Annotated in this window: 1 protein-coding gene; it reads left to right on the plus strand. The window is 63.8% G+C overall.

The features are described 5' to 3' along the window. The first annotated feature begins 62 nt into the window (after positions 1-62). Entirely contained in the window at positions 63-1,298 is a 1,236-nt protein-coding gene (locus tag ACG00Y_RS28750; RefSeq protein WP_394485076.1) for an ISL3 family transposase, read from the plus strand. Positions 1,299-1,312 lie beyond the last annotated feature (14 nt).

Genomic DNA, 1,312 nt, shown 5'->3' on the forward strand with positions numbered 1-1,312 from the left:
GGCTCTCTGAAAATTCGAGTGGGTAGGATTTCGGCTGGATAGGTGCTGAAACGGGGATCGGGATGACGGCCAAAGTGTTTGAAGCGGCGCTGGGGATCAGCGCGCCGTGGTCGGTGGGCGCGGTCGAGTTCGACGAGGCGACCAAGGTCTTGACGGTGCCGGTTGACTTCAAGCCGGGCACGCGTTTCCAGGTGTCGGGCCATGAAGGCTTGCATCCGGTGCATGACACGGTCGTCAAGACGTACCGGCATCTGAACTTCTTCCAGCACGAGTGCTACCTGCAAGTGCGCACGCCGCGTGTGAAGCTGCCCAACGGCTCGGTTCGCCTGGTCGAGCCCGACTTCGCAGGGCGGCTGTCGGGCTTCACGCTGCTTTTCGAAGCGCTGGTGCTGATGCTGTCGCAGCAGATGCCGTTCGCGGCCGTTGCGCGCATCGTTGGCGAGTCGGCGTACCGGTGCATGGAAGTCTGCAATCGCTACGTCGAGATGGCCCTCGGGCTGGCGGACTTCAGCGACGTCACGTCGCTGGCCATCGACGAGACGTCGCGCGCTCGCGGCCACGACTATGTGACCTTGGCTGCCGACGCCCAGGCGCGACGCGTGATCTTCGTGACGGAGGGGCGGGATGCCAAAGCCGTGAAGGCGCTGGCTGCCGATCTGGCAGCTCATGGCTGCCCTGCTGAGCAGATCACCTCGGTGAGCATCGACATGTCGCCGGCGTTCATCAAGGGCGTGAGCGACGAGTTGCCCAACGCGCAGATCACCTTCGACAAGTTCCACGTCGTCGGGCATGCGAACGCGGCCGTCGACAAGACCAGGCGCGTCGAGCAGCGCACCGAGAAGTCCCTCAAGGGCATGCGCTGGACGCTGCTCAAGGATGTCTTCAGTCTGAAACCGGTGGCCGGCGCCGCGCTGCACGGCCTTGTCACCGCCCCCAAGCTCACGCGTACGGCTCGAGCCTGGATCTACAAGGAGCAGCTGCGCGAGGTGCTCGACAGAAAGCAGATCAACGTGATGCGCGAGATGCTCAAGCACTGGTGTGTCTGCGTGATGCGATCCAAGGTCGAGCCGATGAAGGAGGTCGCCGCGCTCGTGCGCCGCCACATGGAGGGCATCGTGGCCTGGGCGCAGACCCGTCAGACCAACGGCTTCCTCGAAGCCATCAACGGCCTGTTCCAGGCTGCCAAGCGACGCGCGCGTGGCTTCACACGGCTGTCGACCATCAAGACGGTCATCTTCCTGATCGCGGGCAAGCTCGACTTCCACTCGATCAACCCGCACGCCCAGCAACCCACTTGAAATTCAACAGAGCC

Source organism: Pelomonas parva (assembly GCF_043555835.1).
Taxonomy (GTDB): Bacteria; Pseudomonadota; Gammaproteobacteria; order Burkholderiales; family Burkholderiaceae_C; genus Pelomonas; species Pelomonas parva.

Bases quoted from the DNA above. Each gene is read 5' to 3' on its own strand.
- ACG00Y_RS28750 (WP_394485076.1), top strand. From the start codon at position 63: ATGACGGCCAAAGTGTTTGAAGCGGCGCTGGGGATCAGCGCGCCGTGG.